The organism is Spirosoma litoris, from assembly GCF_054776755.1.
Map to the genome: position 1 here is coordinate 14,089 of NZ_BAAHBI010000061.1, position 26,556 is coordinate 40,644.

A 26,556-nucleotide genomic window follows, 5' to 3' on the forward strand; every position below is an offset into this window, starting at 1 on the left:
GTATAGTAGCTTACCTAAGGAGACCCTAAAACGAATGGAAGCAAAATTCTCAAACCGCGTCAAGGAAGTCATCACGCTGAGTCGGGAGGAAGCCTTACGCTTAGGCCACGATTATATCGGCACGGAACACCTCTTGCTGGGTATGATTCGTGAGGGTGAGGGTGTGGCAGTGGGCTTACTGAAAAAACTCGGTATCTCACTCGACGAACTCCGGGTCACTATTGAACAGGCCACGAAAGGAACAGCCACCAACAACGTGAAAAATTTAGCGAATATTCCACTGACTCGTCAGTCGGAAAAGACGCTGAAAATCACGTACCTGGAAGCTAAGATTTTCAAAAGCCCGCTCATTGGTACGGAGCACCTGTTACTGTCGATTCTGCGCGATGAAGACAATGTCGCCACGCAGATTCTCAATAAATTCAATATTAATTACGAAGTCATTAAGGAGATGCTCGAATATCAATCTTCGGGAACCCGCCCGGTGATGGGACCCGAAACCGACGATGACGACAACGACCGTGGCATGTTTGGCGGAAGCAGTTCCGGTTCAGGCAAAGACCCAAAAGGTTCCGAAAAATCTCGGACACCTGTGTTGGATAACTTTGGCCGAGACCTGACTAAACTAGCTGAAGTTGGCAAACTCGATCCCATTGTTGGTCGCGAAAAGGAAATTGAACGTGTGGCCCAGATTCTGAGCCGCCGGAAGAAAAACAACCCAATCCTTATTGGTGAGCCAGGGGTTGGTAAAACCGCCATCGCCGAAGGACTTGCGCTGCGCATTGTGCAGAAGAAAGTTTCGCGGGTGCTGTTTGGTAAGCGTGTTGTTACGCTTGATTTAGCTTCTTTGGTGGCCGGTACCAAATACCGTGGTCAGTTTGAAGAGCGAATGAAAGCCGTAATGAATGAGCTTGAAAAATCACCGGAAGTAATCCTGTTCATCGATGAGTTGCACACAATTGTAGGTGCAGGCGGTGCCTCAGGTTCGCTCGATGCATCGAATATGTTCAAACCAGCTTTAGCGCGGGGCGACATTCAATGTATTGGTGCCACAACCCTCGATGAATATCGTCAGTACATTGAGAAAGATGGCGCTTTGGCCCGTCGTTTCCAGATGGTAATGGTCGATGCTACGTCGATTGATGAAACCATCGAAATTCTGAACAACATCAAGGATAAATACGAAGATCACCACCATGTCGATTACACCAAAGAAGCCATCGAGGCTGCGGTGAAGTTGTCGGAACGGTATATTTCGGATCGGTTCCTGCCTGATAAAGCCATCGACGTATTGGACGAAGTAGGCGCTCGCGTACACATTTCGAACATCACGGTTCCTGAAGATATTCTGAAACTCGAAGAGCAAATCGAGAATATCAAGAAGGAGAAAAATCAGGTTGTTAAAAGCCAGAAATACGAAGAAGCTGCTCAGCTTCGCGATAAGGAAAAACGCCTGATCGATCAGCTTGAGCGCGCAAAACAACTCTGGGAAGAAGACACCAAAAAACGTCGTTACAAAGTGACCGAAGAGAACGTGGCCGAAGTTGTGGCTATGATGACCGGTATCCCCGTAACGAGCGTATCGAACGATGAAGGCAAGAAACTTGTCAACATGGGCGATGAACTGAAAGGCCGCGTAATCGGTCAGCAGTCGGCCATCGACAAGCTGGTAAAAGCCATTCAGCGGACTCGCGTTGGTCTGAAAGATCCTAAAAAGCCAATCGGTTCCTTCATTTTCCTCGGCCCAACGGGCGTAGGGAAAACCGAGCTTGCCAAAGTATTGGCTACGTATCTGTTCGATAAAGATGACGCGCTGGTTCGTATCGACATGTCGGAGTACATGGAGAAATTCAGCGTTAGCCGTTTGGTTGGTGCACCTCCGGGCTACGTGGGTTACGAAGAAGGTGGTCAGTTGACTGAGAAAATTCGTCGGAAGCCCTACAGCGTTGTGTTGCTGGATGAAATCGAAAAAGCGCATCCGGATGTGTTTAACATTCTGTTGCAGGTGCTTGACGATGGTATCCTGACCGACGGTCTGGGTCGTCGGGTTGATTTCCGCAACACGATCATCATCATGACCTCTAACATTGGGGTTCGTGACCTGAAAGACTTCGGTGCAGGCATTGGTTTCTCAACTAAGAAATCGGCCGAAACGCAGGACGAGTTGATGAAGAGCACCATTCAGAGTGCATTGCGAAAAGCATTCTCACCTGAATTCTTGAACCGTCTGGATGATGTGATTGTGTTTAACTCGCTCCAACGCGAAGACATCCACAAAATCATTGACCTGATGTTGGGCAAACTGCTGAGCCGTGTGACAAACCTTGGCTACACCGTTGAACTGACAGTGAAGGCGAAGGACTTCCTGGCCGAAAAAGGCTACGATCCTCAGTACGGTGCTCGTCCGTTAAGCCGTGCCATCCAGCGCTACCTCGAAGATCCTGTTGCAGAAGAGATTCTGAAAGGAGAATTGAAAGAAGGCGATGTTATCTTGGCCGACTACAGTGGCGAAGGCGAAACGCTTACTATTACAGTGAAGAAGCCTGAAGCAGTGGTTGAGTAAGAGATAATTGATTTATAAAATGGAAGGGCCTGACTTACAAAAGTCAGGCCCTTTTTTGTGTAGCGCGGACATCTTGTCCGCATAGCAAAAAGCAAATGGCTATGCGGACAAGATGTCCGCGCTACTTGTACTTAAATATTCTTCTGCTTCACTTGATCAATCAAGTACTCACTAGTACGCATAGCACTGGCCAAGATGGTCCAGGTTACGTTTTTGTCGCCCTGTGACACGAATGGGGCAGCATCAACTACGAACAGGTTTTTCACATCGTGCGCTTGTTGGAATTTGTTTAGCGCCGATTTTTGTGGGTCGTTGCCCATGCGAACTGTACCTACTTCGTGAATAATCCGTCCGGGAGCAGCTAGTCCATATCCGTGTGCTGTGTTAGGACCTGGTTTGGGACCTAGTGGAGTGCCGCCCATTGCATGGATAATTTCTTCGAAGGTATCTTGCATATGTTTAGCTTGCTTCACTTCGTAATCCGACCATTTGTAGTGGAAACGTAGGGTCGGAATACCGTACTTGTCTACTTTGTTCGGGTCGATTTCGCAATAATTGCTTTCGAGAGGGACCGGCTCACCCCGCCCCGACATGCTGACATAAGCCCCGTAGAATCGACGGTAGTCATCTTTCAATCCTGCGCCATATCCACCAGCGGGTTTCATTTTTCCATCACGGCCAGGAATCGAACCGTTCTGCGATTCAATGCCACCGCCATAGCCTGCACCAGGCATTCCCATACCACCGCCGTACTCAATATGGTACCCACGTGGGAAGTCTAATTTCTTGTTGTCCAGCCACCAGGGTGTAAACACGTGCATGCCGCCAACGCCATCTTCGTTGTAACGTTTACGATCCATTAAAGCTGGTATAAAACCAGATCGGCTGGCTCCCGTTGAATCGTTCAGGTATTTACCGACTACACCACTGCTATTGGCTAAGCCATTAGGGAATCGAGGAGATTTAGAGTTAAGCAGTATCCGGGCCGATTCGCAGGTGCTGGCTCCGAGCATGACGGCTTTAGCTTTTACAGTTATTTCCTGTAACGAACCCTTGTCTACATAACTAATGCCCGTTGCCAGACCCGTTTGTGGATCGGTCAGTACTTCACGCACCATAGCTCCATTGACAAGTGTTACATTTCCAGTCTTAACGGCTGGAATACAGAGTACCGACGAAGCCGAAAAATCGGCATAAGCCTGACAACCCCGATTACACTGGCGACAATAAAAACAGGAACCCCGGTCTTTATTGATCGGTTTGGTCAGAATACTTAGTCGTGATGGAATAACCGGAATCCCGATGCTTCTGGCCCCTTTCCGAATCATCAACTCATGTAGACGTGGCTTGGGAGGGGGTAAGAAAATACCATCTGGTTCATTCGGATAGTTTTCAACTGATCCAAAAACACCGATCAGACGGTCTACCCGGTCATAAAAAGGTTTAAGATCCTCATACGCAATTGGCCAGTCGTCGCCAACGCCCGATAGCGAACGGCGCCGGAAATCGTCGGGACCAAATCGCATGGAGATACGCCCCCAGTGGTTGGTTCTTCCCCCAAGCATTCGGGACCGAAACCACCCAAATTCGGTACCATCCTTGGCCGAATAAGGCTCGCCATCAATTTCCCAACCACCCCAGGCCGCATCAAAATCGCCACCTGAACGGAACTCGGTACTTGCGCCACGTCGGGGAGATTCCCAGGGCCATTTGAGCTGGGTAATGTATTTTGGGTCAGCTGGGTCATAATAGCCGCCTGCTTCGAGCAGAATTACTTTTGCGCCTGCTTTGGCCAGCATGTAAGCGGCCATACCGCCACCCGCACCCGAACCAACAATCGCAACGTCGTAGGTAACGGGAGCCTTTTTGATTTGTGGGATGTCCATTAGAAAAGGGGAGTGCTTAGGAACGTTATTAAATACTGGTTAAAGTAAGGAAGCTAGTAAGTTTACTGCTATTCAGGCTGAATGGGCTATTATGAACATGATCCCTTACAGTAAACGTTGAGTAACTATCGTACAGCCTCAACGCACTCGGCCACTTTATCTGTATTAATGATATCCACCCCTAATTTCTTTAGCTGTTTCCAGCCATTCGGCGTGTCGGGAATGGCCCAGAAGCGGATGGGTTTATTATCACTGTGGGCACGTTTGATTACCCGTTTGAGCTTGTCCCGGTCAGCATCAGGAATATCGCCAATGCCGTTCCATCGTGAATACGATTGGAAGTTGTCGCTGATAAGAGCTACTCGCTGAAGGGTTTCTGAATCGTACACTTCGCTGGGCCTTCCGTCAAATTGAAGCAAAGGGTAGTCGAAGTAAACGGGTATTTTAGGACGCTCTCCACTGATAACAACCTGTACTGCCTTGGTATTGGCCGCCCGGTTAAAAACCGGCAAATTTTCCTGAAGTAGTGTTATCAATGCAGGCAGCACTTCGGCAGGGTTTTCTTTTACATCGATCATCAGGTTAAACGTGTAGTCTCGATCAGGACTCGGTTTGTCTTTATTCTGCAGAAACAATTGTACAATAGGCTTCAGATAGAGCGAATCGAGGGTTGGAGCGTTAGCGGTTGGTTTCTCATGCGAAACAACCAGTTTACCATTCAACAGCCAAACGTCGGCCTCAATAAAATCGGCACGCTTTTCGTAGGCATTTACAAAAGGTTGAGGTTGTGCGTAATCGTTGTGAGCTTGTATTTTCTGGGCATAGGTTACTGTTGTAGTCAACCATAGCAAGGCAGGTAGGATGTAGGAGCGCATAATAAATGGCTTAATTTGAGGTAAATTAACGCAGCTTACTCGCTAAACCAAAACCCGGCTTTACCTTGCCGTTTCGGACCAAACCGCTAATTTTGACGGTAACAATAGTGAAGAGTGAAGAATGAAAAGTGAATAATAGCCCAAGAGGCATTGATAACCCTTTTTACTCTTCATTCTTCACTCTTCATTCTTCATTAAAATAATGGATTTACTGAAAGGAAAAGTTGCCCTCATTACCGGAGCCTCACGCGGAATTGGGCGGGCTATGGCCCAGAAATTTGCGCAGGAAGGTGCTGCCGTTGCCTTCACGTATTTATCGAGTGTAGAAAAAGGGCAGGCGCTGGAAGAAGAACTTCGTGCATTTGGTGGCCAGGTTAAAGGATATCGTTCAGATGCCTCGGACTATCAGGCTGCCGAAGAGCTCGTCAATCAGGTGATCGCCGATTTTGGCAAACTGGATGTACTCATCAATAATGCCGGTATTACCAAAGACGGTTTGCTCATGCGTATGACCGAAGAACAATGGGATACCGTAATTACCGTTAATTTAAAGTCGGTATTTAACCTGACGAAAGCAGTGACCAAGCCGATGATGAAGGCAAAGTCTGGCTCAATCATTAACCTGACATCTGTAGTGGGTATTCGGGGGAATGCAGGGCAGGCAAACTATGCCGCATCAAAAGCAGGAATCATTGGGTTTACTAAATCAGTTGCGTTGGAGTTGGGCTCGCGGAATATCCGTTCCAATGCTATTGCACCGGGTTTTATCGAAACCGAAATGACAGGCGAAATCAATGAGAAAGCCCTCGAAGATTGGAAACAGCAAATTCCGATGAAACGAGGTGGTCAACCCGAAGAAGTAGCCGACTGTGCCGTTTTCTTAGCTTCCGACCTTTCCCGTTATATTACCGGGCAAGTGTTGCAGGTAGATGGCGGAATGTTAACCTAGTAGTGAGGAGTGAGGAGCGAGGAGTTAGAATGGCTGACGCAGGCTTGCGAAGAGCCAGAAACTCCTCGCTCCTCACTCCTCACTCCACACTACTAAAAAAATGGATTTTATTTTTCAATCATCGCCCTGGTGGATTTTGGTTTGCCTGCTTGTGGGAGCAGCCTATGCGTTTGCCATGTACCAGCCACTGCCTCGCCTTGTAGGTAGTGGTGTAACGGTTGGTGGTTTCGATAAGCGAACGACCTATGGGCTGGCCGCATTGCGATTTGTAATCGTAAGCTTCCTATGCTTTCTGCTGCTCAATCCCCTGATCCGTAGTCTCAGAACGCTTACCGAAAAGCCCAAGGTCGTGCTTGCTGTCGACAATTCGGAGTCGGTGGCAGCGGCAGGGCGTCCGGCACTCAACAAGGCGCTGGCTGGTTTGCAAACACTACGGCAGCAGTTGACCGACAAAGGATTGGATGTGGCGATACGAACGTTTGGCGATAGCGTTACAGATGCCGATCTTACCCAAATTCCCTTTACCCGACGCACCACAGATTTATCGGGCTTATTGTCAGGTATTCGCTCTGACTACGAAGGGCGTAACCTGACAGATGTTGTATTGGTGTCGGATGGGATCTTCAATCAGGGCATGTCGCCTACGTTTGGTCAATATCCATTTGCTGTTCAAACAATTGGCCTTGGCGATACGATTCCCAAAAAAGACATTCAGCTTAAAGGAATCGTTGCGAACCGGATTGCTTATCTGGGTAATCAGTTTCCGGTGCAGGCCGAGATTGTTAGCAATGGATTTCAGGGGCGAAGTGCAACGGTTGTGTTGCGACAAAATGGTAAGGAACTTGGTCGTCAGTCTGTCAATTTTGGCAAAAACGATACGTTCAACCAATTGACGTTTCAGGCGACGGCAACTCAAAAAGGCGTTCAACATTTTGTGGTAGAGGTATTGCCACAACCAGGCGAATTTAGTACGCTCAATAATCGCCAGGATGTTTATCTGGATGTAATTGATGGTAAAGAGAAAGTTTTGCTGTTGGCATTAGCTCCTCACCCTGATATAAAAGCCATTCGCAACATTCTGGAGCGAAACCAGAATTACGAACTCGATATCCGGATTCTGACCGGAACACCCGCAGAGGCAACTCCGCCAGCAGAAAAGACGTATGATCTGATTATCCTGCATCAGATTCCTGATAATGGAGGAGTAGGCACTACATTAATTCAGAAGTATTTGGCGAAAAATACGCCCGTATTATTTGTACTGGGGAATCAGTCTTCACTTGGGCCGTTTAACAACTCAAACTCGGTGATGCAAGTGTCGGCTCAACCCAATCAGAGCGATAAAGTGACGGGTGTATTCAATCAGGAGTTTAAACAGTTGAACTTCGACCCAACCCGGCTCGATATTTTATCGAAGCTGCCTCCTCTCTTGACGCCTTATGGCGAATATAGACTACAGCCCGGCACTGAAGTGGTGCTTTGGCAGCAGGTAGGTAGTATTCGTACTACTAAGCCCTTGTTGGCGTTGAATGTGACCAGCCCACGCAAAACGGCAGTATTGGCAGGAGAAGGGCTATGGGCCTGGCGTCTGGAGGAATATGCCTTGACCAATAAGCAGGAAGTTGTTGATGAACTGATCCAGAAAGTTATTCAACTGATTTCGGTAAAAGAAGATCGCCGGAAGTTGCGCGTATATCCTATTCGCAATGAGTTTGTTGCTGGCGAAAAAGTTGTTTTCGAAACCGAGCTCTACAACGACATTTATGAACGGGTATTCGATAAGCCCGTCCGTTTGGAAATCAGTGATGAAAAGGGCGTAACTCGTTCATTCAATTATACGCCCACAGCTGCTAACAGTCGGTTTGAGATCAGCCGTTTGCCTGAGGGAGCCTATCGGTTCAAGGCGAGCGTAACGGTCAATGATAAGGCTGAACAATCGTCGGGGCAGTTTGTCGTGCGCGATTTGCAACTCGAAGCCCTTAATACCACGGCCGACCACGGTATACTTCGCCAACTGGCCCAGCAAACAGGTGGTCAATTCTTTACCGCTAGCCAAACCGACGAACTCGTTCGTAAACTGACAAGCCAGTCTCACCCAGCCCGATTGACCAGTACTGAGGAAATGAATGAGTTGATCAACTGGCGATGGCTGTTCTTTGTCGTGTTGACACTGGCTGCTGTTGAGTGGGGTTTGCGGAAGTTTTATGGTGGGTATTAGATCATCTAGTCGCCTTTAACTAAACTATTTCATATAAAATGGATGTTTTCTGCTCACAAGGCAGAGACCTTATCTTCTTTTGTTCGTCTTATAAACAATGACTACGATGGAAACGCCAATCAAACCCATGACGGCCCGTGAAAAAATCCGCAGGCTTGTGGAAGTGAAAGAGCAGGTACAGCGGGAAGCACGGGAACGATACCAGAATGACCCTGAGTATCGGGCAGTATTTGAACGACTGAGAAAAGAAAATGCCGAAAGACGCGCCAAGAAGTAACTATAAATTTGTTTGTGTCGGAGGTGATCATAACGTTTATGCCTTTACGACCAATGGCGAAATTGGTTATGAAATTAGATTCGTGCCGTCTGCGTACTTATTTGTAGATTATATTGACGGACATGTTAACGCCTATGAAATGGTAATAGCTGTGGCGGATAATCCAATAGGTGGTCGAATTGCCTATGATCCGCTTACTGAAGATACGATCCGGGCTATTTTTAAGGACTTTTTCCGCTCGCTGGAGCATGTGATTATTTATATCTGTGATAGCTCGGATGGTCGCGAGAAAGCCCGATTTCGTAAATTTACTAGCTGGTATTACAAGGATATTGATACAATGCCGGTTGATCTTTTCAAGATGGATGCCTATCTCCCGGATGGCGACCGAACTACCATCCTCTCCGGTATCCTAAGTACAAGACACCCCCACTTTAGTCAGTTTGTTGAGCTGTTCAAAAATTTGTCAGAAGCGGAGAAATAAACTCCCTTAAGCTCCACTCGCTTCGGCTTCTGCCCGCATGGCGTATTGTACAAACCGAATATCACTGAACGAGACATCATTGCCCAGATTCTGCCGAACCTCAGTCAGTGTTTCAGAAGGATAGTTTTCGAGGTATGATCGTATAGTGGCAATTTTTTTTGCAGGTAATAACGCGTCGACGGCTAAATCACCAGTACCAACGTATTTGACTAAGTGGCTTTCGACGGTCGAAACGGCCAAACTACGTTCGGCTGCAATCTCTGCAATGGTTTTTCCAGATTGGAAAAAGGCTAGGGTGATAGCAGGCGATAACTCCTTTGGCTCTTTGGGCGGTTTCGGTTCTTTAGGTGTCTTTACTTTTGGGGTTGATGAACTCGCTGCGCGCCCGACTGGGTTTTCCTGAACAATACGGAGGATGGCTGCCCCTATTTGCCTTACTTTCGTTTTTCCAAATCCCTTAACGGCTAATAATTCAGCCTCTGTCGTCGGTCGGACTCGAGCCAGTTCAACGATTGTTTTCTGGGGCAAGACCATAAAGCCCGACGTGTTATGTTCACCAGCCAGATCATTTCGCCACTTCATTAAGGCTCCGTAAAGCCCACCGCGAGAAGAACCATCAGAGGTCGCTTTCTCGGCAGCCTGAGGTTCATGTTTTTTACGTTCAGGCTGGAAATCCAGTTCGGCCCGATTGCGGGTTTGCAAATAGGCTAAGGCATTGAAACCCTCCCGGCAGGTTTCAAAACTGCGTAGTTTAGTAAAAAGCTCCTTCTCCAATTCGTCCAGCGATTCCAGCATAAGCTCACGTACTTTCTTGTTATCGCAATCGGTGGGGAAACGCTGTAGGAGCGGAAGTAACTCGGTGCCGAGCAAGGATTGAAAATAAGTGCCTGCCTTTCGGACGCGCTCCTGTAACTGCGGATTGGCTTCGGGCAACTGATCGCTGACGAAGTAGCCAGGCAGCTGTTGTAGAAAACGCTGGGTTACATCACGGGCCTTTTCGCGCAGGAGATCGGTGAGTTGAGAGATGATCGGGCTGGCTTCCGCATCTAAACTACTGGCGTGTTCATTCACGGTCCGGCGACAACGGTACAATAATGAGTTGGCACGCTCAAACGAAAATAACTCCTGGATCAGATCCTGCTGATTCGTTCGTTTCGCCTGATACAGATGCTGTTCGTTCGGGGTTTGTTGCTGAACCTGCTCGTGGAAATCCTCCAGTTTAAGCTCCGTTTTGATGCTGTGCGATGGAATAGGTGCTCGTAATACCAAACCGTCGAGGGTTTTGCAGCGACTAAGCGCTACATAAACTTGCCCATGGGCAAAAGCGGCTGAGGCATCGATAATGGCCTTTTCGAACGTAAGCCCCTGACTTTTGTGAATCGTGATGGCCCAGGCTAGCTTGAGCGGAAACTGCCGGAACGTGCCAATTACTTCACTCTTGATTTCTTTGGTTGTGGGATCGAGGGTGTATTTGATGTTGCTCCATTCGGCCGGGTATACGGTAATTACGTCGCCGTCCTGTTGGCTCGTAACGTAAATAACATCCTCATCCATGTCGGTTATCCGACCAATTTTTCCGTTGTAATACAACTTTTCCCGCGCAATATCATTCTTGACGAACATCACCTGGGCCCCCACTTTCAGATCAAGACTAACTTCGGTTGGGTAGGCGTGGGCCGGGAAATCTCCTTCAACAGTAGCCGTAAACGTCCGCAATGGCTTTTTTAGGCTCTGTAGCTTGGTACTATTAATTTGCTGGGCCGTGGTGTTGTGCGTCGAAAGGGTAATGTAGCCTTCGGTATCGCTGGGCGAAAAATCCGGAATGTAGCGTTGGTTCAGATCGGCGAGTTGGGCCTGCGTAACGGTTTTCTCCCGAATGCTGTTAAGCAGGCTAATGAACCGCTGGTCGGATTGCCGGTAGATGTGCGTTAATTCAATCGAGACGTAAGGCGTCTGGCGAAGGGCACGACTACTGAAAAAATAGCCGGAGTCATAATACGGTTGCAGCAACTCCCATTCTTCATCTTTAATAACGGGCGGCAACTGCTGCATATCGCCAATGAGCAACAACTGAACTCCCCCAAATGGCCCTGAATTAGATCGATACCGTCGTAAAACTTCGTCAATCCCATCAAGCACATCGGCCCGAACCATACTAATTTCGTCGATAACGAGTAAGTCCAGCGTACGTAATAAGTTAATTTTTTCCTTGTTGAATTTCTTGCCTTCACGTTGAGCAGTACCCGGTGTCAGCGGCCCAAACGGAAGCTGAAACAGCGAGTGAATGGTAACTCCACCGGCGTTAATAGCCGCTACGCCCGTTGGTGCAACAACGGCAAGCCGCTTGGCGCTGAGTTGTTTAACCTGTTGCAGGAAGGTTGTTTTACCAGTTCCCGCTTTTCCAGTCAGGAAGATATTCTGATTGGTATGCAGAACAAAGTTGTGAGCAAGCGCAAGCTTTTCGTTTACGGGAGTGGGCATAGAAACGTACAGGAGATAAATAACAAAGATACTCCATTTATAGACGAGTTCTTACCCGAAACGTCATCGAATCAACGTAGCTTATCCACGTGCCAATGCAATGGTTAATGCCCCAATAGCCATCATCACGGCACCCGCAATAACCTGCCAGCTCAATTTTTCTTTCAGGAAAACAGCCGCTAGAATGACCGAGAAGACGAGTGAAAAATTAGTTAGGGGCGATACCTGAGACGCATTCCCTAGCTTTAATGCCCGAAACGAAAGCAGGGACGACACACAGGTTAGCACACCCGCAATTACCAGATAAATCCAGACTCGCCGTTCAATTCGCGCTACATCAGGCAGGCTACCTTGGGCGATCACCACGCTCCAGGATACCAGTAAAATCAAAACAGATTGGATTGCAAATGCCAGGCTTGAATCAACATGTTTGATACCGGCTTTCGAAAGTGTAACGACGGTAGCAGCCGCTAAAGCCGCTGATAAAGCAAATACAATCCACATAAAGCTAAATGATAGTTATCCTATATAAAGCTGAAAGGATGGCTAAATGATTTAAAAAACTTTCAGTAAAACTCACTTCTAGGTTTTGCCATATTTTCACTAATCCAGATTGCACTTCGTTGGCCCACTCCGTAGAGCGAAACGTCCAACTGTTGGTAATGGTAACAGTTCGTATTCGACTCTGTTTACGTCAATATTAAGCTAGTGTTAACTTAATATTATTTTTATATTCCCTATTTTATTGAAATTTAATGGATATAGAAGTTAGTAATATCAATATTTAAATTAAGTGATATTGGGATTTTTGAGAAAATATTAACCTTCTGTGCAAACGTTTGTCTAGGGTACTGCAAACGTTTGCACAACTCATAATTGGCACAAATCATACTTTCTTTAAAATTTACTATTGAGTGACATGGCCTATCTCACTAGCTTTAATCGTACTTTAATCTGAATGTTAAGCGAATGTTAAGGAGTTCGAGTGTGTATTAGTCAATCGAGTAACCCACTCAACGTGCCTTCTCAAGCTGTATTCTTCCTGTTTTTCTAACTAACTGTACAACCTGCACATGGTACACTCTTTACACGAATGGAGGTCATTCCTCCCGTTCAAAAGGAATTTCCGCAGTCCTCTGCTGATTTTTCTTGCCTGTTTTGCGCTTAGCTCGACCTATGCGCTTGACACGCCCAGGCTGGCTAACTCAGCTTCTGGCCATGAAACACCCGCCGATATTACGATCACCGGTGTTGTCAATGATGTAAAAGGCAACGTTCCGCTACCCGGTGTGAACGTAACGATTAAAGGAACCACACGCGGTGCTACAACTGATGCGCAGGGTAGATACCGCATTAGCGTGTCTGGTGCTTCGGATGTACTGGTCTTTTCGTTCATAGGTTACGTAAACAAAGAGGAAACCGTTGGTAATCGGACGGAAATCAACGTAACGATGGCCGATGACCAGAAGCAGCTCGACGAAGTGGTGGTAACGGCGCTGGGCGTGAAGCGTGAAGAACGCTCGCTGGGTTACGCCGTTCAGAAAGTATCGGGTACTACGCTGCAAACCGTAAAAGGTGTTAACGCAGCCACGTCGTTGACGGGTAAGGTTGCCGGGCTTTGGATTAAAAACAGTACCGAATTCAACGAGGCTCCAGCGCTCTCTCTGCGGGGTGAAACGCCCCTGTTGGTAATCGATGGTATACCTTATGGGAACATGAACATCGGGAACATTCCTCAGGATGATATCGAAAGCATCGACGTTCTGAAAGGGCCAACGGCTGCGGCTCTCTATGGTTCGCGTGGGGGGAGTGGTGCTGTTATTGTGACAACCAAACGTGGAGCGGGTTCGAAAGGGTTGACCGTTACGGTTAACTCGAACAACATGGTGAATGCGGGTTTCCTGATGCTGCCTGAAGTACAACATTCGTACAGCGCGGGTCTGGGTGGTGTCTATGACCCAACCGATTACGTGTGGGGTGCCAAACTCGATATTGGCAAGCGGGCTATGCAATGGAATCCGATTTCGAAGCAGATGGAAGACCAGGAGTTGACCTCGCGCGGGCGGAATAATTTTAATGATTTTCTGGTGCCGGGTGGCATTACCAACAATACGGTAAGTATCTCACAGAGTGGAGAGAATGGTAGCTTCCGGGTTTCGCTAAACCATATTTACAACAAAGGACAATACCCGAATCTAAAAGCCAATGCGATTAATTTCTCCGTTTCGGGCGAAATGAAAGTCGGGAGCAAATTCACCTTGTCGAGCCAGATGGGGTACAACCGGAAAACAGCTCCCCAAATTTCTGGATCGGGTTATACGGCCCAGGGGTATATCTATAACATCCTGATCTGGATGGGGCCTGAATACGACCTGAGCCTCTATAAGGATAATTACTGGCTTACCCCGAACGTACAACAAAACTGGCATTACAAAGCCTGGTACGATAACCCATACATCATGGCGTACGAGAAGTTGAACGGCATTGAGCAGAACAAAGTAAACACCAACCTGACGGCTACCTATGAGGTGTTTCCAGGGGCTAAAATCATTGTTCGTCCGGGGTTTGATATGTTCTTCAATAACGAAACCCGCCGGAATCCCCTCAATATTTTGTCGACGCGCGGCTGGACGGCTAATGGTATGTATTCAATCGATCAGCGAAATGGCTATAGTTTCAATGGCGACGCGTTGTTGACCTACAACAAATCCGTTGGTAAGCTGGACATCGATGCGTTGGTTGGAGGAACCATTTATACCTATGGAAACAAAGAACTCTACAGCTCTACGCGTGGCGGAATTGTTGTACCCGGTTATTATTCGCTGAATAACTCAATCGAGCGACCCGATGTAGTTGTTAATCCAAGCCCAAGTACACAGTCGTCTCTCTTTACAATTACCGATGGTACCCCGTATGGGAGAAAGCAGGTGAACAGTTTGTACGGTAAGCTGACACTCGGCTATATGAATGCACTCTTTCTGGACGTAACCGCTCGAAATGACTGGAGTTCAACGATGCCGCAGAGTTCACGGTCGTATTTCTATCCGTCGGTAGGGGGTAGCGTGGTCATGAGCGAATTCCTGAAAATGCCGACCGGAATCGATTTCTGGAAAGTTCGGGGCTCCTGGACACTCTCGAAGACCGATCTGGGCGTTTTTGCCAACAACCAGACCTATTCGACAACAACAGCCGACTGGGACAACTTCAACTCGGCAACCTATCCAACAACGATTCGGAACAGCGTGGTTAATCCAGAAACCAACCGCACGTGGGAAATCGGTACATCAGCTTATTTCCTGGGTAAACGGTTTAAATTGGACGTAGCGTACTTCAATAAGTATAACTATAACATCCAGACAAGCGCTACTGTCTCTGCGGCATCGGGTTTTACATCGACCCTTATTAACACGAAACAAAGCTATATCCGCAAGGGGGTCGAAGTGAGTCTGGATGCCACGGTGGTCAAAACGGGTAATTTCCAGTGGAACGCCGTTGCCAATTACTCCTACAATCACCGGTACTTTAAAGATCTTGACCCTGTCTATTCGGCGGTTAATCTATGGACAGTACCGGGCGGACGAACCGATACCTATACCGGCCGCACCTGGGTTACTGATCGCGCTGGTAATGTTGTCCATCAGGCGAATGGTATGCCATTGGCTAGTAATTACAATTACCTGTACGGGTATACCGATCCTAAGTTTATCTGGGGACTAGCCAACTATTTCAAATTCAACAATTTCACGTTGGGGCTAAGCTTCGACGGGCGCGTTGGTGGTATCTTGAACAACTATAGCTCGTACAAAATGTGGGATACCGGTTCGCACCCAGACAGCGACAATCAGTGGCGCTACGATGAGGTGGTGAACGGTAATAAATCGTATGTGGGTCAGGGTGTGAAAGTTACCGGTGGAACCATTACCTACGATAACCTCGGCCAGATCACCAGCGATACCCGTGAGTTTGCTCCGAACGATATTAAGGTATCGTATCAAAGCTACGCTCGTACCTACGGCGATGGCACACGGGGGGTAACCAATGCAACCTTCCTGAAACTGCGGGAAGTATCGATTGGCTATACGCTCCCCAGTGCCCTGGCCAGCCGCATTGGTGCCCGAACGGCCAGTATTTCATTAACAGGACAAAACGTGCTGATGTGGGCCAAAGCTTTCCGGTTTGCCGATCCAGACAAAGCCGATGACACCCAGCTTACCTCGCCTTCTGTGCGCTACGTAGGGGCTAATATCCAACTCACGTTTTAATCACCGTCAACGCCTTTCGAATGAAAACGCCTTATAAACACTATATACTCGCCGGGCTCTTGATGATTTCATCGGCCAGTTGCTCCCATTTTGATGAACTGAACGCCAACCCCGATGCTGCCGTAAATGTTACGGCACCTATGTTGGCATCCAAGCTGATTCTGAATATTACCGATGAGACCATCAGCTCTGGAAAAACGTTTATGCAGCCTTTTATGCTGGGTAAAACGATCCTCTACACCGAGTTTGCGGAGGATATGCAGTACAACAACCTAGGCCGAACCAGTTTTGAGGTACTACCCGTGCTGACGAACGTAGAAAAAATGCTGAACTACTCCGTAGCGGGTGCGACGAAAAACTCATACACGGCGCTGGGTCATTTTGTGCGGGCCTGGAAATTCTTCAACCTAACGATGCGAGTAGGTGATATTCCTTACAGCAACGCTCTGAAGGGAGAAAGTAACAACGTGGCACCAACTTATGACACCCAGAAGCAGGTTTTTCAGGGTATCTTAAGCGAGCTGGATGAAGCCGATAAGTTGTTCGCGCAGGGAGCCACTTTTGAGGGCGATCCTGTTTATGCGGGCGACGTGACGAAGTGGCGTAAGGTGGTCAATACCTTTGAATTACAGGTGTTACTCAACCTGTACAAGAAAACCGGCGATACCGACCTGAAAGTAACGGATCGGTTTAAAGAGATTGTCAGTAGCCGTCCGATTTTCACGAGCAACAGCGATAATTTTCAACTGGTTTATTCGGATAAAGCGAGCCAACGCTATCCGTTTTATAAGCTCAATAACCAGGCGATGATTTACACGATGGTGTCGAGCACATTGACCGATAAGCTCAAGGCACTGGACGACCGTCGGTTGTATTACTACGCGAACCCATCGCCGGTGCAGTTGGCTAAAGGCAAGGCGGTTAACGACCCAACGGCCTACGTTGGTACCGATCCGTCGATGGTATACGCTGATTTAAGTAAAATCTACGCGACCAAAGATTACTCAAACGTGAACAGCCGTTACCTGGAATTACCCGCCAGCGAACCCGTGTATTTGTTGAGCTATGCCCAACTGAAATTCATGCTGGCCGAGGCAACGGTTCGGGGATGGATTTCGGGTACCACGGCAGCGACCTATTATGCTGATGGGATAACGGCAGCCATGAAATTCGTCATGGACAATACGCCTAACGACGCAGCCTACCACCACAATATGCCCATTACGGCCGATTATATCAGCAGTTACGTAGCATCGGATAAAGTGAAACTAGCGGGCACATCGGAACAGCAAATCGAGCAGATTATAACGCAGCAATTCCTGAGCACGTTTTTACAGGCTCCATACAATGCATTCTTCGAAAATCGCCGGACGGGTTACCCCGCTTTCCCCGTCAATACAGCATCGAACATGAACGTGCCGGGCAACAAGCTGCCTATCCGCTGGCTGTACCCACAAAGCGAGCTGGATTACAACGGCACCAACGTGAAATCGGCATTGACCAATCAGTACAGTGGCAATGACAACACTAACGAGCAAATGTGGATTTTAAAGTAATAAATCTTGAAATGACTGGCGCGGGTTTAAACCCGTGCCTTTTCATATAACCAGCATTCGCTGCGCGTCGTCTATTCCTATGTCAGTGAATATTGACGAAATGGGAAGGCACGGGTTCAAACCCGCGCCAGTATCGTGTTACTAAATCATCAATTACTGAATAAAGAATCGGTAAAAACGGGTACTTTTTGCACCTTTAACCGTATCTTGATAAACAGTTACTGACTAAAGTATGGATTCCAGAAGGGATTTTCTTAAAAAAGCAGCTTTACTCTCAACGGGTTTATCGGGCATCCTTCCCGAGTCGATTCAGAAAGCATTTGCCATTGATCCACAGCCCGGCACAACCTATCTGGACGCCGAGCACGTGGTTATTTTAATGCAGGAAAACCGCTCGTTCGATCATACATACGGTATGTTGCAGGGCGTCAGAGGGTTCAACGATCCCCGAGCAATTAACCTGCCCAACAAAAATAAAGTCTGGCTGCAAACCAACGCAGCTAATGAAACCTACGCTCCGTTTCGACTGAATCTGAAGGATACCAAAGCGACCTGGATGAGTTCGTTGCCGCATTCCTGGGAAAATCAGGTGGATGCCTACAACGGAGGAAAGCAGGATAAATGGCTGGACGCCAAGAAGTCGGGTAATAAAGAATACGCGAAAATGCCCCTGACGATGGGGTATTATAATCGCGAAGACCTGCCGTTTTATTATGCGCTGGCCGATGCCTTTACGGTCTGTGATCAGAATTTCTGCTCGTCGCTGACGGGGACTACCCCCAACCGATTGTATTTCTGGACCGGTACGCTCCGGGATCCCCGCGATCCGAAGGCGATGGCCAACGTGCGTAATGAAAACGTAGATTATGATTCGGAAGTCGATTGGACAACCTTTCCCGAACGCTTAGAAGATCTCGGTATTTCCTGGCGGATTTATCAGAACGAAATCAGTTTACCAACCGGATTTCAGGGGAAACAGGACGAATGGCTGGGCAACTTTACGGATAACCCCATCGAGTGGTTTTCGCAGCACCGGGTTCGATTCCATCCGGCCTATTATCCCTTTATCCAGAAAGAAGAAAAAGCGTTGCCCGAGCGTATACAAGCGTTGGAGGCCAAGCTAAAAGCGCTGCCCGAAACCGATAAAGACTACGTGCGTACGAAACGGGATTTGGCTAATCAGCAGGAATGGCAGAAAATTGTTAAGGCTGACTTAGTGAACTACACACCCGAAGCGTATAAAAAACTATCGCAGCGGGAAAAGAATCTCCACGAAAAGGCATTCACCACCAACGTAAACGACCCTGATTACCGGACGTTAACCACAAAAACGTATCAGGATGGGAGCATCGAACGGAAGGTGGAGGTGCCCAAAGGTGATGTATTGCACCAGTTCCGCGAGGACGTGAAAAACAAGAAGCTGCCTACCGTTTCCTGGCTGATAGCTCCCGAAAACTTTTCTGATCACCCCGGCGCACCCTGGTACGGAGCCTGGTATATTTCGGAGGTGATGGATATTCTGACACAGAATCCGGATATCTGGAAAAAGACGATTTTTATTCTGGCCTACGACGAAAACGATGGTTATTTCGATCATATTCCGCCATTCGTTCCGGCCCATCCCGACCAGCCCGAAACCGGCTTAACCAGCAAAGGCATTGATACCCGCCTGGAGTTTGTCACGAAGGAGCAGGAAGACAAGCGCTTAAACAAAGGCCGAACGGGGCCAATTGGCTTAGGTTTCCGGGTTCCATTAGTGATTGCATCGCCCTGGAGTCGGGGAGGGTATGTTTGTTCGGAAGTGTTCGACCATACGTCGACGCTTCAGTTTCTGGAGAAATTTCTGAGCCATAAAAAAGGGAAGAAAATAGAAGAACCCAACATCAGCGCGTGGCGCCGGACCGTTTGTGGGGATCTTACCTCCGCGTTTCGACCTTATCAGGGCGAAAAAATCAAACTACCCGAATTTGTGGCTAAAGAAGCCTTTATCGAAAGTATCCACAAGGCGCAGTTTAAGCCAGTACCCAGCGGCTACAAAGCTTTCAGCGCCGATGAAATTCGGGAGATCAACCAGAATCCAGTCGCATCCGTGCATATACCTACGCAGGAAAAAGGTGTGCGTCTGGCCAATGCCTTGCCCTACGAATTATACGTTGATGGACACGCTAACGGAAAGCAGTTTATAATGACGTTGGCCGCTAAGAATGAAGTCTTTGGCAAGCAGGCACTGGGCGCTCCGTTTCAGGTGTATCAGGTGCTGCCCGACGATGTGAAAATCCGCTCGTATACGGTTGTCGCGGGTGATCAATTGAGCGATTCCTGGTCGTTGGATGAACCTTATCATCTCTGTGTTTATGGACCAAACGGGTTTCTGCGTGAATTCAAAGGGGCCGCGAATAATCCTGCCATTGAAATTTCATGTAGCTACGAACGAGATGCCAAAAAGCAACTTACGGGAAATGTGCTGGTGAAACTTAAAAACCTGGACCCGCAACGTGCTTATGCTATTCAGCTCACCGATAATGCTTACCACACCAAAGGTGAACAGAAAACGCTGGACAAAGCAGGCGCAAAAGGGGCTCAACAAACCCTCTTGCTAAGCCTGAAAAACAGCCATAACTGGTATGATTTCAGCGTGAAAGTGACCGGATTCGACACCTTCGAGCAGCGATATGCCGGACGTGTTGAAACCGGTAAAGTTGGCTATAGCGATCCATTGATGGGGCAGGCAATTGCTTGATTAAAGAGCGAAAAAATGAATGAGCGAAAGAATGAATGAGTGAAAGAGCGTGAATGAGTGATTAGCATGACGCTCTTTCACTCATTCATTCTTTCGCTCTTTAAATTTGACACATGACAGAAAATCCTCCAGCATTAAAAAAAGCGTTAAAGCCCATTCACCTCTGGGCAATAGGGGTGGGGTTGGTTATATCGGGTGAATATTTTGGCTGGAATTACGGCTGGGGTGTGGCCGGAACAGTGGGGTTATTGATTGCCACACTCATCATCACCCTGCTCTATTTTACCTTCATTTTCAGCTTTACCGAGCTTACAACAGCCATCCCGAACGCAGGTGGGCCCTTTGCCTATGCCTTACAGGCGTTTGGACCGTTGGGAGCTTTGGTAGCTGGTTATGCAACGCTGATTGAGTTTCTGTTTGCCACGCCAGCTATTGGGTTGGCCCTTGGTAGCTATGTTCACTTTCTGTATCCATCGATTCCGGTTGTGTGGTGTTCCGTTGCGTCGTTTGTGATTTTCACGATAATCAACCTATTGGGCATAAAGGAAGCTGCCTGGTTTTCGCTGATTATGACCATCATTGCTATCGGTGAACTACTGCTTTTCATCGGCGTTGTATATCCGCATACTAGCTTCGATACGTTCATGCACAATCCGATGCCGTTTGGGTGGCCGGGCGTATTTGCTGCCTTGCCATTTGCCATCTGGCTGTTTGTGTGCCTCGAAGGGATTGCCATGGTGGCCGAGGAGGTAAAGGAGGGAAGTAATGCCATCGCCAAAGGCTATATCTCGGCGGTGCTGACCTTGGCGTTTCTGGCACTGACCGTCATGATTAGTGTAGGCGGCATCACCGAATGGGAAAAACTCGACCACCTCGACTACCCAATGCCCGAAGCCATTGCCATTGTCCTCGGACGACAGAATCCGTTAACCAAATTCTTTGCGAGCGTTGGCTTGTTTGGTTTGATTGCTTCGTTTCATGGCATCATCATTAGTTACTCCCGGCAGATTTTTGCCCTAGCGCGTAGTGGTTATTTACCACATGCACTTTCAGGAGTAAGCAAATCCCGGCAGGTTCCCTATTGGGCTTTATTGGCAGGGGCGGTGTTTGGTATTATTGCCCTCATCGCATTAGATACAAGCAAGCTAGTGGTTCTATCAACAATTGGTGCGGTAGTCGTTTACCTGATTAGCATGTTGTCGTTGTTTAAACTACGACAGAGTCAGCCAACCATGCCACGCCCGTTTAAAGCGCCATTTTATCCAGTTGTTCCTGCCATTGCGTTACTGCTGGCACTCGTGGCGTTAGTGGCAATGATCTATTTTTATAGCTGGTTGAGCCTGTTGTTTTTTGGAGGGCTGGTGGCTGTCATGGGGTTGTTTTACGTGTCGGGGCGGTATCGGAAAATTAAGGAGGAGTGGAGTTAAGTCATTAAATATCATGTCCTATCACTGCACGATCGGCAACTTTACATACCGGTTCAACGACTTGAAGGAACTGCTGGCTAAAGCTAGTCCGCTCCGGTCAGGAGATGTGTTGGCGGGCTTGACGGCCGAAAGCTACGAAGAGCGGGTCGCTGCCCAAATGGCACTGGCCGATGTGCCGTTGGTGACCTTTCTGAGCGAGGTTGTCATTCCCTACGAGGCCGATGACGTGACTCGTTTAATCATCGATACGCATGATAAAGCTGCTTTTTCACGGATAAGCCATTTTACAGTTGGCGATTTGCGGGATTGGCTACTCAGCGATGATGCCGATACAATAACCCTCCAGCAACTAGCCCGTGGCCTGACGCCGGAAATGGTAGCCGCCGTGTCGAAATTGATGCGGAATCAGGATTTGATTCTGGTTGCGAAAAAGTGCGAAGTCATAACCCGATTTCGAAATACCCTTGGGTTACGTGGACATCTGTCCGTCCGTTTGCAGCCCAATCACCCAACCGACGATGCGAAAGGGGTAGCGGCCAGCATTATCGATGGACTGCTTTACGGCAGTGGAGATGCAACCATCGGCATTAACCCCGCGACCGATAGCCCAGCGGCTACATCGCGCTTGTTGTATATGATTGATGGCGTTCGGGAGCGGTTTGCCATTCCAACCCAAAGTTGTGTATTGAGTCATATTACCACGACGCTGGAATTAATCGAACAGGATGTGCCCGTCGATCTAGTCTTTCAGTCGATTGCCGGTACCGAAAAAGCAAACGCCAGTTTCGGGATAAGTCTTCCGCTTTTACAAGAGGCTTACGAAGCGGGACTGTCCCTGAAACGAGGTACGGTGGGCAACAACATTATGTATTTTGAAACCGGGCAGGGGAGTGCCTTGTCGTCTGGTGCGCATCATAACGTCGATCAGCAAACCTGCGAAGTACGGGCGTATGCCGTTGCCCGGCAGTACAATCCGTTTCTGGTCAATTCGGTTGTTGGGTTTATTGGGCCTGAATACCTGTTCGATGGGAAACAGATTATCCGGGCCGGACTCGAAGACCATTTTTGCGGGAAACTCATGGGCCTGCCGATGGGCATGGATATTTGCTACACCAACCATGCGCAAGCCGATCAGGACGACATGGATACGCTGCTAACGCTTCTGGGGGTAGCGGGCATTAATTTCATTATGGGTATTCCCGGTGCTGATGATATTATGCTAAATTATCAGTCGACCTCATTCCACGATGCCTTGTATCTTCGTCGGGTACTCGGCCTGCGGCCCGCTCCTGAGTTTGAAGCGTGGTTATTACGGCAAGGTATCATGGATTCGGTAGGCAATCGATTGTCAACAGGCTTACAAAAACAACTTTATACGGCTTTGGTGAGCTAATTAGCGTGGAGCATGGGGCTCGGAGCTGGGGAAAGTGCCGTCCCTCGAACCCTGCCCCGCGCTCCTGGCTCCCTGCTTTTTCACATGAACGACGTAAAAAAAACAGGTATAGAGCCCGACGACTGGGAGCCGCTCAAAGCGTATACAAATGCTCGAATTGCACTTGGCAAAACCGGTATTTCCATTCCGCTTCAGGAGTCGCTTCGGTTCAAGATGGCGCATGCGCATGCCAAAGATGCCGTTTATTCGCATTTGAATGTGGATGGTTTACAGGCTGATCTGGAAAGTACGGGTTTGGCTGTTCACCACATACGTAGCCAGGCTGAGAATCGGGATGTGTATTTGCAGCGGCCCGACTTGGGGCGTTTGTTAGCGAAAGATTCGGAAGACAAACTTCGGCAACTGGCAAGCTCGCCCGCCGACATCAGTATTATCATCGCGGATGGCCTGTCGGCAACGGCGATTAATACCTATACTGGCCCTGTCGTAACCCGATTGGTTGCGGAAGCCCAACAGGCAGGCTACTCCCTGGCTCCTTTGCTGCTGGTTGAACAGGGACGAGTGGCGATCACGGATGCCATTGGCGGAATTCTTCGTCCCCGATTAGCGATTATCCTGATCGGCGAACGCCCTGGACTCAGTTCGTTCGATAGCATGGGTGCTTACATTACCTACGCTCCTGAACCCGGCCTTACCGACGAACGCCGAAATTGTGTCTCAAACATTCGCGATCGGGGATTGCCACCAGCGCTTGCCGTCGATAAACTGATGTATCTCATCAATTCCGCCTTCCGCTTACAGATAACGGGCGTAGCCTTGAAAGATAACAACGGACTGTTAGATAGTTAGTCAGGTGTGGTTAGAGGTTGTCAGGCTTAGTCAGGAATTGCTGGCTACAACCTAAGTCTAAATAGGATTGATTTCCCAGTTAAAGAGCTTATTGATAGTTAATTGTATTTTTTTTGTCATCCCGACAAAGGAGGGATCTTCGGATAAGTATAAAAATAGTTATTCCCGAAGATCCCTCCTTTGTCGGGATGACAAAAAAATACAATCAACTATACCGTCTGGCAACTAAAAACTAGTTTTGGTTGAAGCAGAATTTGCTGAAATCGTCCATAAGCATCGACGTCCTGATTGGTAACTGACAATAAAATTTCCGCAGCCTTACGGCCAATCTGGTAGGGATATTGTTCGATTGATGCTAAAGGTGGGTTTTCTAAGTAGGCGGTAAGCGGTAAGTTGGAAAAACTAACGAACGAAATGTCCTGATTGATTCGGAGACCATGTTCACGGCAAACCTTTATTGCATCCAGTGCCACATAATCATTAAAAGCCAGGACCGCATCTGGGGGAGTCGCCGATATTAAGAGCTGGTTCATTTTCTCTGTAATATCCTCCGTGGTTAAATCGACGCGTTTGATCAAGGCATTTTCGATCGGCAGGTTATCTTCCAGAAGCGCCTTGATGTATCCTCGATAGCGTTCCTCGCTGGCGACCAAAGGATGCGGTCCGTTCAGGAGGGCGATTCGTTTGAAGCCTTGTGTCGCTAACCATTTTGTGGCATCGTAAGCGCCTTTTTCAATGTCGCAACCAACCTGATGTGTCTCAATTTTAGGCGGAATTCGATCAAAAAGCACCACAGGAATCCCTCGATCAATCAGGTCCTGGATATGTTGAAAGTTTTCCGATTCTTTGGCGACAGAAAGCAAGACACCTTCTACCTGGTTGGCAGCCAGTACCGCCAGAATTTGCTTCTCCCGTTCAAACAAATCGTGCGATTGATACAGAGCAACGGTATACTGATGTGCAAAAACTAACTCTTCGACACCGTTAATGACTTCCGAAAAAAAGTTTTCCCGGATTTCGGGTAACACTACGGCGAATACACCTGTTTTACCCCGTTGTAGGTTACGGGCTGTTGCGTTAGGGAAATACTTCAACCGACTGGCGAGTTCCTGAACGGCTTCACGGGTTTTAGGACTAATGCGTGGATTGTCTTGAAGGGCTCTGGAAACGGTAGACGGTGAGATCGCTAACTGACGGGCAATTTCTTTTATGGTAACGGATTCTTTCATAGCGTTTGGCGCGCAATCGGTCAAAATAGCCGATTTAAGCCGATTGAGCAATAAAATCGCCCTTTATCTATCGACTAATTATCGCATAAATCACCGTTTTTAACTCTATCTAGGTTTTCTATAACGAAGGATAGACAAGCTGCCAAAATGATTTAAAAAATTGATGGAAGAGATTTTTGACTATCTGCGTTATACTTTTGGCGTTTACTAATTAGTAGTCGATAGCCGACAGGCAAGAGTTGCTAGTACATGACTCCTAAAACTGACGACTATCGACTCGTGACTAACGACTATTATGAATATTGGGGATAAAGTCCGGCTTCTCCGGGCAAAAGAACAGGGAGTAGTGTCGCGGTTTTTGCCGGGCAACATGATCGAAATTGAAATTGAAGACGGATTCCGTATTCCGGTGATGCGGTCAGAGCTGGTGCTGGTTTCGCCGATGGAAGCCGAACGGTTACTAAAGCCAAGTATCTATGAGCCACAAAAAACGGTGACACCCGCTGCGCCAGTCATTCTGTCAAATCAGGGTATTTATCTGGCGTTTGTTCCAGTCAACGATCGAGAATATACGCTACACCTCATCAATAATACCGACTGGGAGTTTCCGTATACTTTGGGTGAAGAGTCGGCTGGTGTTGGGGGAGGAGTGCAATTCCGTGGACTGCACAGTGGTTTGTTGAAACCCAAGTCGCAGCAGAAAATGAATGACATGTATGCCCATGCCAAATTTGAAGAATGGCCAACGTTTGTTGTGCAGGGGTTGTGGTTTCGGGCTGGAAAGTCCTCGTTGCGACAACCGTTAATGAAGCGCTTTAAAGCTCGGGCAACCACGCTGTTCAAAAGCAAAACAACCGTGCCTGTCCTAAATCAGCCCGGTTTTCTGACGCAGTTGGATGCTGAGGCTGTAGAGCAGCCGACTTCTGCGAGTCAACAGCCGAAGCCAACGACCATCCGGCCTGATGAGTTGAAAGCTGAAATGTTCAAGTCGAAAGCAGAACCGACGAATGTTTCCATTGACCGGCCTACTGCAATTGTGGATTTACATGTTGAAGAGCTTTTGCCCAAAGGCCCAGGCAATCGTACGCCCGCCGATCTGCTAAAACTCCAATTGGATACATTCGAGAAAACCCTCGAAAATGCTATTGCGAGCGGCATGCGCGACATTACGTTTATTCATGGGGTTGGCAGCGGGTCTCTACGAACAGAACTTCATAAGCGCTTGGGGCAGCATGCCAATGTTAAATTCTTTGAAGACGCTCAGAAACAGAAATTCGGCTATGGTGCCACGAAGGTTACGCTTAAATAGTTGGATGGCGCAAGGCTCTGGCTTTGTGCCTGCTATTCCTCAGTCTATGGCTGGTAGT

Annotated in this window: 17 protein-coding genes; 12 read left to right on the plus strand and 5 right to left on the minus strand. The window is 48.1% G+C overall.

Annotation, left to right across the window (positions count from 1 at the left end):
- Positions 1 to 34 precede the first annotated feature (34 nt).
- Entirely contained in the window at positions 35 to 2,563 is a 2,529-nt protein-coding gene (locus ACYVGR_RS30875) for an ATP-dependent Clp protease ATP-binding subunit (RefSeq protein ID WP_460963823.1), read from the plus strand.
- 131 nt (positions 2,564 to 2,694) lie between these two features.
- Here ACYVGR_RS30875 and ACYVGR_RS30880 read toward each other — a convergent pair whose 3' ends face one another.
- The gene (locus tag ACYVGR_RS30880; protein WP_460963824.1) at positions 2,695 to 4,449 is read right to left on the minus strand and encodes a GMC oxidoreductase; all 1,755 of its coding nucleotides are present in this window, start codon (positions 4,447 to 4,449) and stop codon (positions 2,695 to 2,697) included.
- A gap of 125 nt (positions 4,450 to 4,574) precedes the next feature.
- A complete protein-coding gene (locus ACYVGR_RS30885) occupies positions 4,575 to 5,324 on the minus strand; it encodes a phosphatidylinositol-specific phospholipase C/glycerophosphodiester phosphodiesterase family protein (RefSeq protein ID WP_460963825.1) in 750 nt (249 codons plus the stop codon).
- 202 nt (positions 5,325 to 5,526) lie between these two features.
- Between ACYVGR_RS30885 and fabG the strand changes: the two genes are divergently transcribed.
- The 4 genes from fabG to ACYVGR_RS30905 all read left to right on the plus strand — a co-directional run bounded on the left by fabG (position 5,527) and on the right by ACYVGR_RS30905 (position 9,252).
- On the plus strand, positions 5,527 to 6,273 hold the full coding sequence (fabG, locus tag ACYVGR_RS30890) for a 3-oxoacyl-[acyl-carrier-protein] reductase (RefSeq protein WP_460963826.1): 747 nt from the start codon (positions 5,527 to 5,529) through the stop codon (positions 6,271 to 6,273).
- Between the two features lie 100 nt (positions 6,274 to 6,373).
- Positions 6,374 to 8,491, plus strand: coding sequence for a vWA domain-containing protein (locus ACYVGR_RS30895; RefSeq protein WP_460963827.1), 2,118 nt, complete (start codon positions 6,374 to 6,376; stop codon positions 8,489 to 8,491).
- Between the two features lie 106 nt (positions 8,492 to 8,597).
- Positions 8,598 to 8,768, plus strand: a complete 171-nt coding sequence (locus ACYVGR_RS30900; RefSeq protein ID WP_460963828.1) for a hypothetical protein — start codon at positions 8,598 to 8,600, stop codon at positions 8,766 to 8,768.
- Positions 8,743 to 9,252 carry a DUF6169 family protein gene (locus ACYVGR_RS30905; RefSeq protein ID WP_460963829.1) on the plus strand — a complete coding sequence of 170 codons (510 nt, stop codon included), beginning with the start codon at positions 8,743 to 8,745 and terminating at the stop codon, positions 9,250 to 9,252. Before ACYVGR_RS30900 ends, ACYVGR_RS30905 begins: the two co-directional genes overlap by 26 nt.
- A 6-nt stretch (positions 9,253 to 9,258) precedes the next feature.
- Here the strand turns inward: ACYVGR_RS30905 and ACYVGR_RS30910 are convergent, their stop codons facing one another.
- A complete protein-coding gene (locus ACYVGR_RS30910) occupies positions 9,259 to 11,733 on the minus strand; it encodes a helix-turn-helix domain-containing protein (RefSeq protein WP_460963830.1) in 2,475 nt (824 codons plus the stop codon).
- A gap of 81 nt (positions 11,734 to 11,814) precedes the next feature.
- Complete coding sequence (locus tag ACYVGR_RS30915; protein ID WP_460963831.1) at positions 11,815 to 12,237, minus strand: EamA family transporter; 423 nt, start codon at positions 12,235 to 12,237, stop codon at positions 11,815 to 11,817.
- A 569-nt stretch (positions 12,238 to 12,806) separates the two neighbouring features.
- Between ACYVGR_RS30915 and ACYVGR_RS30920 the strand changes: the two genes are divergently transcribed.
- The 6 genes from ACYVGR_RS30920 (at position 12,807) to eutC (ending at position 23,960) form a co-directional block, all read left to right on the plus strand.
- Complete coding sequence (locus tag ACYVGR_RS30920) at positions 12,807 to 15,995, plus strand: SusC/RagA family TonB-linked outer membrane protein (RefSeq protein ID WP_460963832.1); 3,189 nt, start codon at positions 12,807 to 12,809, stop codon at positions 15,993 to 15,995.
- A gap of 20 nt (positions 15,996 to 16,015) precedes the next feature.
- Entirely contained in the window at positions 16,016 to 17,551 is a 1,536-nt protein-coding gene (locus ACYVGR_RS30925) for a SusD/RagB family nutrient-binding outer membrane lipoprotein (RefSeq protein ID WP_460963833.1), read from the plus strand.
- A gap of 232 nt (positions 17,552 to 17,783) precedes the next feature.
- Positions 17,784 to 20,291, plus strand: coding sequence for a phosphocholine-specific phospholipase C (locus ACYVGR_RS30930; protein WP_460963834.1), 2,508 nt, complete (start codon positions 17,784 to 17,786; stop codon positions 20,289 to 20,291).
- A 113-nt stretch (positions 20,292 to 20,404) separates the two neighbouring features.
- On the plus strand, positions 20,405 to 21,718 hold the full coding sequence (eat, locus tag ACYVGR_RS30935) for an ethanolamine permease (protein WP_460963835.1): 1,314 nt from the start codon (positions 20,405 to 20,407) through the stop codon (positions 21,716 to 21,718).
- A 13-nt stretch (positions 21,719 to 21,731) separates the two neighbouring features.
- Positions 21,732 to 23,111: an ethanolamine ammonia-lyase subunit EutB gene (locus ACYVGR_RS30940; RefSeq protein WP_460963836.1), complete on the plus strand. Its 1,380-nt coding sequence runs from the start codon at positions 21,732 to 21,734 to the stop codon at positions 23,109 to 23,111.
- An 84-nt stretch (positions 23,112 to 23,195) separates the two neighbouring features.
- Positions 23,196 to 23,960: an ethanolamine ammonia-lyase subunit EutC gene (gene eutC / locus ACYVGR_RS30945; RefSeq protein ID WP_460963837.1), complete on the plus strand. Its 765-nt coding sequence runs from the start codon at positions 23,196 to 23,198 to the stop codon at positions 23,958 to 23,960.
- A gap of 209 nt (positions 23,961 to 24,169) precedes the next feature.
- Here eutC and ACYVGR_RS30950 read toward each other — a convergent pair whose 3' ends face one another.
- Positions 24,170 to 25,189 carry a LacI family DNA-binding transcriptional regulator gene (locus ACYVGR_RS30950; RefSeq protein ID WP_460963838.1) on the minus strand — a complete coding sequence of 340 codons (1,020 nt, stop codon included), beginning with the start codon at positions 25,187 to 25,189 and terminating at the stop codon, positions 24,170 to 24,172.
- Positions 25,190 to 25,484: 295 nt separating this feature from the next.
- Between ACYVGR_RS30950 and ACYVGR_RS30955 the strand changes: the two genes are divergently transcribed.
- The gene (locus tag ACYVGR_RS30955; RefSeq protein ID WP_460963839.1) at positions 25,485 to 26,498 is read left to right on the plus strand and encodes a Smr/MutS family protein; all 1,014 of its coding nucleotides are present in this window, start codon (positions 25,485 to 25,487) and stop codon (positions 26,496 to 26,498) included.
- Positions 26,499 to 26,556: the final 58 nt, after the last annotated feature.

What these genes read in the sequence shown, in the direction of transcription:
- ACYVGR_RS30875 (WP_460963823.1), top strand. Translation starts at nt 35, where the DNA reads ATGGAAGCAAAATTCTCAAACCGCGTCAAGGAAGTCATCACGCTGAGT.
- ACYVGR_RS30880 (WP_460963824.1), bottom strand. Translation starts at nt 4,449, where the DNA reads ATGGACATCCCACAAATCAAAAAGGCTCCCGTTACCTACGACGTTGCG.
- ACYVGR_RS30885 (WP_460963825.1), bottom strand. Translation starts at nt 5,324, where the DNA reads ATGCGCTCCTACATCCTACCTGCCTTGCTATGGTTGACTACAACAGTA.
- fabG (WP_460963826.1), top strand. Translation starts at nt 5,527, where the DNA reads ATGGATTTACTGAAAGGAAAAGTTGCCCTCATTACCGGAGCCTCACGC.
- ACYVGR_RS30895 (WP_460963827.1), top strand. Translation starts at nt 6,374, where the DNA reads ATGGATTTTATTTTTCAATCATCGCCCTGGTGGATTTTGGTTTGCCTG.
- ACYVGR_RS30900 (WP_460963828.1), top strand. Translation starts at nt 8,598, where the DNA reads ATGGAAACGCCAATCAAACCCATGACGGCCCGTGAAAAAATCCGCAGG.
- ACYVGR_RS30905 (WP_460963829.1), top strand. Translation starts at nt 8,743, where the DNA reads ATGCCGAAAGACGCGCCAAGAAGTAACTATAAATTTGTTTGTGTCGGA.
- ACYVGR_RS30910 (WP_460963830.1), bottom strand. Translation starts at nt 11,733, where the DNA reads ATGCCCACTCCCGTAAACGAAAAGCTTGCGCTTGCTCACAACTTTGTT.
- ACYVGR_RS30915 (WP_460963831.1), bottom strand. Translation starts at nt 12,237, where the DNA reads ATGTGGATTGTATTTGCTTTATCAGCGGCTTTAGCGGCTGCTACCGTC.
- ACYVGR_RS30920 (WP_460963832.1), top strand. Translation starts at nt 12,807, where the DNA reads ATGGTACACTCTTTACACGAATGGAGGTCATTCCTCCCGTTCAAAAGG.
- ACYVGR_RS30925 (WP_460963833.1), top strand. Translation starts at nt 16,016, where the DNA reads ATGAAAACGCCTTATAAACACTATATACTCGCCGGGCTCTTGATGATT.
- ACYVGR_RS30930 (WP_460963834.1), top strand. Translation starts at nt 17,784, where the DNA reads ATGGATTCCAGAAGGGATTTTCTTAAAAAAGCAGCTTTACTCTCAACG.
- eat (WP_460963835.1), top strand. Translation starts at nt 20,405, where the DNA reads ATGACAGAAAATCCTCCAGCATTAAAAAAAGCGTTAAAGCCCATTCAC.
- ACYVGR_RS30940 (WP_460963836.1), top strand. Translation starts at nt 21,732, where the DNA reads ATGTCCTATCACTGCACGATCGGCAACTTTACATACCGGTTCAACGAC.
- eutC (WP_460963837.1), top strand. Translation starts at nt 23,196, where the DNA reads ATGAACGACGTAAAAAAAACAGGTATAGAGCCCGACGACTGGGAGCCG.
- ACYVGR_RS30950 (WP_460963838.1), bottom strand. Translation starts at nt 25,189, where the DNA reads ATGAAAGAATCCGTTACCATAAAAGAAATTGCCCGTCAGTTAGCGATC.
- ACYVGR_RS30955 (WP_460963839.1), top strand. Translation starts at nt 25,485, where the DNA reads ATGAATATTGGGGATAAAGTCCGGCTTCTCCGGGCAAAAGAACAGGGA.